Below are 8,568 nucleotides of genomic sequence, written 5' to 3' on the forward strand. Positions count from 1 at the left end.
TTTGAAAATGATTGAGTATCATAATGCCCATTCTCCAAGCGAAGATTTATAGCTTCAGGCCGCTGTTCGATGGATTGACCAGCAGGTTTAAAGTTGGTGCTAGCCTGTTTCTTATCAAGCGAAAATTTTTGGTTATGATAGTGGAGAATCTTTTCCTTTAGTTCCTTGGTCAAGCTTGATTTCTTGACCGAGCGCTTGCGATTGTTTTCATAAGACTGTTGAGCATAGTCGGCAGAATAAACCTCTTTGAAGCACCCTTTTCCAAGACATTGTCGGACTGTCCCACGCTTGATTTCAGTGTGGATAGTTTGAGGAACTTTTCCAAGCAGAAAGGCAATTTCTCTATTTGATTTCCCTTCCTTTTTCCATCGTTCGATTAAGCGACGGTTATCGATTGTCAAATGTTTGGCTTTTGTAGTATAATGGTTTTGCATCTCTGTGCCTTTCTTGTGTTTGTGGTTGAACAACAAGTATAACTCAGAGGTGTTTTCTTATGCCTAGAAGAGCTTTCATTTTAATGTGATAATCGGACAAGGAGACTACTATTTCTTCAAAAAATATGTCAAAAATACTTGACACTTTATATTTAAAAGAATATAATATAGTCAAATATATACGACATAAATCAGAAAGGAGACCAGATGAATCGTGTGAAAGAATTTCGCAAGGAACTGGGCATTTCCCAGCTAGAACTAGCCAAGGATATCGGTGTCTCGAGACAGACCATCAATATGATTGAAAACGACAAGTACAATCCAACCTTGGAACTCTGTCTCAATCTCGCCCGCAGCCTCCAAACTGACCTCAACAGTCTCTTTTGGGAGGATAATTTTTAAAAAAGGAGCAAACTTATGAAAAAAGAAACCTTCACGGAAAAACTGATCAAACGCATTTATGGCATTTCAGGACCACTTGATGAACACAAACGACGCGAGGCTGATCGTATCGGCAATCAAGTCTTTATCATCCTCTTTTATCTGATGACATTTGGAAATCTCATCCCCTTTGTCCTCGCTTATAAATACCCACAAATTGTCGCTATCGGCTATCCTCTTGTGGTATTCGGCATTTCGATGATTTCTGCTCTCTATGTGCTCTCCCAAACCAAAAAAACAGGGATTACAGCTATTGATCCAGATATGCTGAGTGAGAAAGAAAGTAAGCAACTACATTACCCAGGTCTGAAAGCAGGTCTACTCTATGGATTAATGAGTTTTTTTTCAAGCCCTCTTCTCCATATACTGCTAGGTGAGAGTCAGGACTATCTTCAGTCACTTCTCGCTTTTAAAAATATTTTTTCAAGTATTCTCCAGTCTTTCTTCTTCGGAGTGATTATACAAATTATCATCTCCCGTCGCATTGCAAAAACTAAGAAAAATCAAGATAATGATTAGGAGGAAACTCATGAAAAAAGAAAAGAAACAGTTACGTTATCCTGGTCTGAAAGCAGGTTCGATTTATGGAACAGTGATATTTTTTATAATTCCACTCATTGATACCCTAACAAGTGAAAATCCAAATTTTATCAGTTCTCTTCTAAATACAAAACATATTTTTAAAACTATACTGGGAGCTTTCTTTTTCGGAGTGATGATGCATATTGTCGACTCACTTCGTATTGCAAGAGCTAAAAAAGACCAGGATTAAGAGGTGCCCTATGAAATCATTACTAACTTTACTTACCTATCATCTTTTGTTCAGTTCTCTGCTCATCTTCATCATCGTTTCAGGGAACTTAATCAGAGAGATATTCCTCGTGCTAGTCTTTGTTCCAGCCCTTAACAAAGGACTGACTTATCTAAAGATTGACTCCCAAAAAACACGCATACTCAACTTAGCACTATGCTTTATGATTCTATCTTTACCACAACTGATGCTCATCTCAAGCGATTGGAAATATTATTTACTGCTGACTATCGCTAGCCTTTCTTCTATCACTTATCTTTATTATCTCTATCAATTCGTAAAAGAAAGTCAGTAAAACCACTCATTTAGGAGGTTACTAACATGAAAAAAGAAGACTTCACCACTCGCCTACTTCGAAATCTCTTTCACATCCAAGGCCCTTTTGATGAATGCCGGCAAGAGATTATCTACAAAGCTTGTGCCCGTTCCATGGTCCAAATCGTTTATTCTTCCTTCTTTCTCTTCTTGTTTTATCTGTTATTTGGACGCTTCATAGAAGCCGTTCGCTATGCTATGCCCTATGTTTACTCTGGACTCATTTTTTTCATTACCTTAAAAACTCAAAGAGCCGTCAAAGAACTCCACTTGGAAAAAGATGACAAGTCAGAAATCATTCTCAAAACCTACAGCAAAGCCCAAATCAAATTTCGAAGCTGGGTTGTGTTTATCGGTCTTCAGATTGGCCTCTTTACCCTACTCATCTTTCATAAAGTCTTCGTTCAGCAGATGTCCCTTCCAGATTTTGTGAAGTTGCTCATGCAATTTGATAAAAGTGGTCCTTTCCTGATGTATGATCTTATTATCGGTAGTATTTTCGGAACCCTGACCTACGGATTTCTATCACTACAGGAGGAGAAAACTCCTAAAAATACCAAACGGAAGGAGAAAAGCAAGCAATGACCTCACTATACGATTTTTCAGTCTTGAACCAATACAATCAAGAAATCTCACTAGATGCCTATCGTGGTAAGATTCTCTTGGTTGTCAACACTGCTACTGGATGTGGTTTAACGCCCCAGTACCAGGGACTTCAAGAACTCTATGACCGCTATCAAGAACAAGGTTTTGAGATTTTAGACTTCCCTTGCAATCAGTTTATGGGACAAGCACCAGGCAGCGCAGAGGAAATCAACAGCTTCTGTAGCCTACATTATCAGACCACCTTCCCACGTTTTGCCAAGATCAAGGTCAACGGTAAGGAAGCAGATCCTCTCTATGTTTGGTTGAAAGAACAAAAATCTGGCCCACTGGGAAAACGAGTCGAATGGAATTTCGCTAAGTTTCTCATCGGTCGTGATGGACAGGTCTTTGAACGCTTCTCTTCAAAAACAGACCCAAAACAAATTGAAGAGGCCATACAAAAACTACTATAATTCACAATCTCACTATGATTAGGTTTCCTTTAGCCTAATGAATAGTGAGATTTTTTGATGGGCTTTGACTTAAATAGAAAAACACTCCATGATATGAAACATGAAGTGTTGTAAAGTCTATGTTGTAGCTACTTATTTCACATTTTGAATGTGACCAATGATAACAAATACCATACCGAATCTTCATATACACTAAACAAATGACTTTCTAATTATTTCAATTAGTTTTCGCTAGTAAATATCATTTCTAACAAACGCCCTCTCAATTCCTCGTCCTGATGATGCAAGATATTCATTAAGTCATGAGAAGTTTTAGCATTGATGAATTGATTTAACAATCTATCTTTTAATTCATATGGAAGAGAAGCCGTCTTTAGTAGTCTAAAAACTTCATCATTCAGAGATGGTATTTTATTATCTTTACATTCAAATCTAGCTGTATCATTCTTATTTGGCAATTCAATTATAGACACATTCGTTCCTTTAAAATGAATTCTATGCCTTCTATTGCTTGGAACGATACTAGAATCTCCTTGTAATGTTAACTCTAGCATTCCCATTTCCCAGTCGATTGATAATCTTGTTTTATATCTTTGACCATTTTGATCTTCAATCATTTCAAAGGAATGTTGTTTGCCTGGGAATACATACCAATCTACAATTTCAGGTAACTCCACACCCATATCTATCTCAGAACCAACCAAGGGAATGATTGCACCACTTTTTGCAAACACAGGTATAGTCGAAATGTCTCTATAAACACTTAACTTCACACCACCTGTGTACTTTTTCGCTGAAAAGAAGTCATACCATTCACCTTCAGGGAACCATACATCCACTTTTGCAGATCGGAATGCCAAATCCATCTTTTCTACAATGGGAGCCACCATCAGTTCTGTTCCAAAAAAGTATTGGTTTGGGACATTATAACTCTCATCATTCTCTGGGTAGAAATAATACATTGGGCTAATTAATGGGGCACCTTCCTCGTGTGTCTTTACATTCATGGTATATAGATAGGGAATCATCTGATGTCTCAAACGAAGGTATTTCTTCATAATCTTAGATGTTGTTTCTGAAAAAAACCAAGGTTCTTTACTATTGAAGGGACTTCTAGAACTATGTAATCGAGTGATCGGACTAAAAACACCAAACTGTAGCCATCTAGTTTGTAGCTCCTCGTCATAATCCCCCAGCATGTGCCCACCGATATCATGGCTCCACCAACTATAACCGATATTTGATGCTGTCGCTGTAAAATAAGGTTGAAATCTTAAGGAATTCCAACTAATAATAGTGTCCCCTGAAAAACCAACAGGGTAGCGGTGACTACCAGGACCTGCATACCTTGATAAAATTAAGCCACCTTCTGCATTTTTACAACTATCCTGATAGTGATAATGGTTTAAAAGCCACAGTGGATCCAAGATACCTTGAGTCCCTTGTTGCCAGTCAATCCACCAAAAATCTACTCCCTGCTTTTCTAGCTCATAATGAACATCTTTAAAGTAGGCTTCTCTAAAAGATGGATTAAAAAAATCAAAAATAGCAGGTTCTTCTAGTTCTACATTTAACCCCAATCGTTTTGCGACTCGAGGATAAGCTTCTTCATAAGCCCGTATACCATCAGCAGGATGGACATTTAAGGAGAGTTTTAACTTTCTATCATGAAGTTGTTGCAATAACTGTTCTGGATTTGGTATTAAGTTTCTATTCCAACTATATCCTGTCCAGCCACTTCCAAAACGAGCTGGAATGTCAGTGATATGCCAATCCATATCTAACACACCGATAGATAATGGAATGTTCTCTGTTTCAAATCTGTCTATTAAATCCAAGTATTCATCCGACGTATAAGGCCAATATCTACTCCACCAATTGCCTAAAGCATATCTTGGCAACAAAGGTGTTGAACCAGTCAAATGGTAAAAGTCTCTGATTGCTCCTCTATAATCATGCCCATAGGCAAAGAAATAGAGGTCAATTTGATTTTCTCTCTCAATATAACCAGACTGTTCATCCCAAATAAATCCTTGAGAATCATCCAATAAGGCTATACCATTTCGGCTAATAATTCCATCTTCTAACGAGATTGCTCCATCTGCCTCATCCAGAGTCCGAGCTGTTCCTTTTAACGTTTCAATAGATTCACCAAAATACCAGCGACTACCATATACGGCAAAATTTCCTTTTAATTCTATAAATAAATTTTCGGCGTTAAATTCTCCTTTATTAAAGTGCAGATGAAAATAGTCCGTCATAATATCTAGTACGTTTGATGTCTCGATATAATCTAACGAAACTTGGCCAAAATCTCTATTATAGATAAGTTGTGTCGTTCTATCCTCAAAACTTCCAGTTTGAGAGTATTCTAACCTTACTAGCTTGTCTGTTAATACAGAGATTCGATAAAACTCTCCCTTAAAAATTTTCACTTTGTTTTCCTCCTTTTATGATAGCATAAAAACAGAACGCACCATTTTTGATGCGTTTTTCATTATTCTGAATGCAATGTTCTATCTGTTATATCTATGACAAATAATAGTCAATTGAAAAAATGTAGTGGACAAAATATCTTTTAACAAACCAAGAGTTTATTAAAGAGTTATCACTTTTCAACTTTTCTAAGCTTATGCAGTTGTGAAACAAACTACTTTTAAACTATTAACTAAGATAGGATTGATAAATAATTTCAAACTCTTACTAGCAATCATACGATATTCAAGCTCACATGCTTTTTTCCTTCCTGCTTATTTCTTAGAACTGAAGAACCCGGATCGGTATATAAATTATCCGGATCAACATAGTCATAAGATTCATAACAGTTGCGCTTCATTAAGTCATCCCCAGAGCAAGAGCTTCATCTCGTAATTTTTCAACATCACTAACCGTAGGTCGCCATCCTTCAATCATATTTGTACTTAAAGCATACCAAACACTCTTAAAAACGGATCTGTTTTCAAAAGCTATTCCCATGATTGTCATCTTTTCTTTATCTATATCTAAGGACATATGCTACCTCCTTTAGATACATTATACCATGTTTCTCTGTAGCTTTTAAAAATTTTATTTTGTTTGTCATATCTAAGTTTTCAGCACGCTTATCCTATTTATCCGAGAATAATTAAATATCTATCTCATAAACTAGCAGTAGTTGTTAGTAATAGACCATATACCCAACAATTTGTTCTGCCATGAGTTTTTCATTTCACTAATTTCTTAAATGCTTCTAAATGACTTGTTAACACAAATGATTCAACATCAACAAGTACAATTTCTTTTTCTATCTTGAAGATATTTAAATAGTTCCAGATATTATTTCTAAACAATTAGAAATAATCAAACAAATTAAATATTATTTCTAAATATTTGAAAATAATTTCTATTTGTATTATACTATCTTTGAGGTATCTATTATGAACTATATCAAAAGACCACATTATTTAGACTTTTTAAGAAGACATCGTGACCGACAAATCATCAAAGTTGTTAGTGGAGTTAGACGAGCTGGTAAATCTGTTCTCTTTCAACTCTATAAAGAGGAGTTACTAGCAACTGGGGTAGACGAGGATCAGATTATATCCATCAATTTTGAGGATCTAAGTTATTATGACCTGCGACATTTTCAAACATTATTCACTTATATAAAAGGGCAGTTAGTTGGAGAGAAAACATACTATATCTTTTTAGATGAAATTCAACATGTTGAAAAATTTGAACTGGTAGCAGATAGTCTATTCATCTTGCCAAATGTTGACCTCTATTTGACTGGATCAAATGCCTACTTTATGAGTAGCCAATTAGCTACAAACTTGACTGGTCGGTATGTTGAGATAGAGGTTCTTCCTTTGTCATTTGAAGAATACCTATCAGGTCAATCTCTCTCAGAGAATCTGAATACAACAGAAATTTTTAACAATTATCTCTTTAGTGCTTTCCCTTACTTATTGCAAACATCATCTTACGCTGAAAAAATTGACTATCTCAGAGGAATATATAACTCCATACTGTTAAATGATATTGTCACTAGATTGGGAAATCCAAATCCTACTATTATTGAGCGCATTGTCCGAACCCTTCTCAGTAGTACAGGTAGCTTAATATCAACAAATAAGATTCGCAATACCCTAGTCAGCCAAAATGTTTCAATATCCCATAATACTTTGGAAAATTATTTGACAACTTTGACAGACAGTTTACTTTTTTATTCTGTTCCACGTTTTGATGTAAAAGGTCGAGCATTATTGCAACGCTTAGAAAAATATTATCCCGTTGATTTAGGTTTACGACATCTCTTATTACCAGACCACAAAGAAGACATTGGGCATATCTTGGAAAATATGGTATATTTGGAATTGAGGCGTAGATATTCACAAGTATATGTTGGTAATTTAGATAAGTATGAGGTTGATTTTGTTGTTGTAACTGATCTTGGCCACTACGCTTATTATCAGGTCAGTGAAACAACACTTGCTCCAGAAACACTAGAAAGAGAACTTAGACCACTAGAAGCCATTAAAGATCAATTCCCAAAATATCTATTAACAATGGATACGATTCAGCCAACAGCAAATTACAATGGTATTGAGAAGAAAAATATCATAGATTGGTTACTAGAAAAATAGATAAATATAAATCATGCAGCTAACTAGATTTGCAACAGTCTGTTATCAATGATTCTACCCAACCCCTAACAAGATATAGCGAATTTAGAACACTGATACTTGAAAGATAACATGGGATCTATAACTTTTGGAAGTACTATCATCATAGTCTTGTTAAAGAAAAGCATCACCCACTTTTTCAAATAAGATTAAATTATAACTGAATTATAATGAAAAAGAGACTGAGCAATCAGTCTTTAAAACCCTAAAAAACGCATACTATCAGGTGTTGAATGAACTGCACCCGCATAGCGGGTGGTTTTTTTGTCTCGCACCTAACGGAGCGAGACGAACTAATAGTCACATAATCATAAGGCTGATAGTATTAATCTAACTATCAGCCTTACAGGCTATTTAATGTTTAAGTAACACTCCAATATCAAGATAAACTAAACAGCATCTAGTTCCTTCAAATAATTTTCTATCTTCATCAACATTAAAGGATTGTTATAAATCTTACATAACTCTCTTGCTTCTATATAATAATTTTTGACTTGTTCTTTGCCAAGGAATTGTGTTCCACAATTTCCAACGAGAACGAGCAGGGGAGCTAGTTGGTAACTTGTTTGCCTCTCTTTACAGAGTTCGATAGTCTCAAGAGCTTCTTGGATGACTTCATTATATTTTTCCTTTGATACTAGGTAGTGAGCGTAATTGTAACGAACTCTGATGTAGCCAAATAAAAACTCTTGATGCTCAAAATTTTTTGTCTGATATAACTCCATCAAATGAGAGTAGTTTGCCTCATATTCTTGTTCACGACCCACTAAGGAATAGAAATTAGATAGAGTATTCAAGGCCTTTAAATAAATCAGAGTATTTGAAGAGACTTTTAATAATATATT

Annotated in this window: 10 protein-coding genes and 1 pseudogene; 7 read left to right on the forward strand and 4 right to left on the reverse strand. The window is 35.6% G+C overall.

All coding sequences use genetic code 11. The features are described from left to right. A partial coding sequence (locus tag HT723_RS09340; RefSeq protein ID WP_172923116.1) for a helix-turn-helix domain-containing protein occupies positions 1-434 on the reverse strand: 434 nt, incomplete at its 3' end. A gap of 207 nt (positions 435-641) precedes the next feature. Here HT723_RS09340 and HT723_RS09345 point away from each other — a divergent pair. From HT723_RS09345 to HT723_RS09370, 6 genes are read left to right on the forward strand one after another with little or no spacing between them, the layout of a single operon-like run. Continuing rightward, entirely contained in the window at positions 642-836 is a 195-nt protein-coding gene (locus HT723_RS09345; RefSeq protein ID WP_001082471.1) for a helix-turn-helix transcriptional regulator, read from the forward strand. 15 nt (positions 837-851) lie between these two features. Continuing rightward, positions 852-1,394 carry a DUF3278 domain-containing protein gene (locus HT723_RS09350; RefSeq protein WP_172935085.1) on the forward strand — a complete coding sequence of 181 codons (543 nt, stop codon included), beginning with the start codon at positions 852-854 and terminating at the stop codon, positions 1,392-1,394. A 10-nt stretch (positions 1,395-1,404) separates the two neighbouring features. Then, complete coding sequence (locus HT723_RS09355) at positions 1,405-1,647, forward strand: hypothetical protein (RefSeq protein ID WP_000711741.1); 243 nt, start codon at positions 1,405-1,407, stop codon at positions 1,645-1,647. A 10-nt stretch (positions 1,648-1,657) separates the two neighbouring features. After that, on the forward strand, positions 1,658-1,981 hold the full coding sequence (locus HT723_RS09360) for a hypothetical protein (RefSeq protein ID WP_049523243.1): 324 nt from the start codon (positions 1,658-1,660) through the stop codon (positions 1,979-1,981). A gap of 26 nt (positions 1,982-2,007) precedes the next feature. Continuing rightward, the gene (locus tag HT723_RS09365; protein WP_172935086.1) at positions 2,008-2,586 is read left to right on the forward strand and encodes a DUF3278 domain-containing protein; all 579 of its coding nucleotides are present in this window, start codon (positions 2,008-2,010) and stop codon (positions 2,584-2,586) included. Then, the gene (locus HT723_RS09370; protein ID WP_172935087.1) at positions 2,583-3,059 is read left to right on the forward strand and encodes a glutathione peroxidase; all 477 of its coding nucleotides are present in this window, start codon (positions 2,583-2,585) and stop codon (positions 3,057-3,059) included. Before HT723_RS09365 ends, HT723_RS09370 begins: the two co-directional genes overlap by 4 nt. A gap of 221 nt (positions 3,060-3,280) precedes the next feature. Here HT723_RS09370 and HT723_RS09375 read toward each other — a convergent pair whose 3' ends face one another. Next, positions 3,281-5,494, reverse strand: a complete 2,214-nt coding sequence (locus HT723_RS09375) for a TIM-barrel domain-containing protein (RefSeq protein ID WP_172935088.1) — start codon at positions 5,492-5,494, stop codon at positions 3,281-3,283. A gap of 400 nt (positions 5,495-5,894) precedes the next feature. Next, complete coding sequence (locus tag HT723_RS09380; RefSeq protein ID WP_000050748.1) at positions 5,895-6,071, reverse strand: hypothetical protein; 177 nt, start codon at positions 6,069-6,071, stop codon at positions 5,895-5,897. Positions 6,072-6,475: 404 nt separating this feature from the next. On the opposite strand from HT723_RS09380, the gene HT723_RS09385 reads away from it, so the two are divergent. After that, positions 6,476-7,684, forward strand: a complete 1,209-nt coding sequence (locus HT723_RS09385) for an ATP-binding protein (RefSeq protein WP_172935089.1) — start codon at positions 6,476-6,478, stop codon at positions 7,682-7,684. A 428-nt stretch (positions 7,685-8,112) separates the two neighbouring features. On the opposite strand, the pseudogene HT723_RS09390 reads toward HT723_RS09385, so the two are convergent. Next, positions 8,113-8,568, reverse strand: a pseudogene (locus HT723_RS09390) (XRE family transcriptional regulator); the annotation flags it as partial.

This window comes from Streptococcus sp. 2106 (assembly GCF_013277315.1).
Lineage (GTDB): Bacteria > Bacillota > Bacilli > Lactobacillales > Streptococcaceae > Streptococcus > Streptococcus pseudopneumoniae.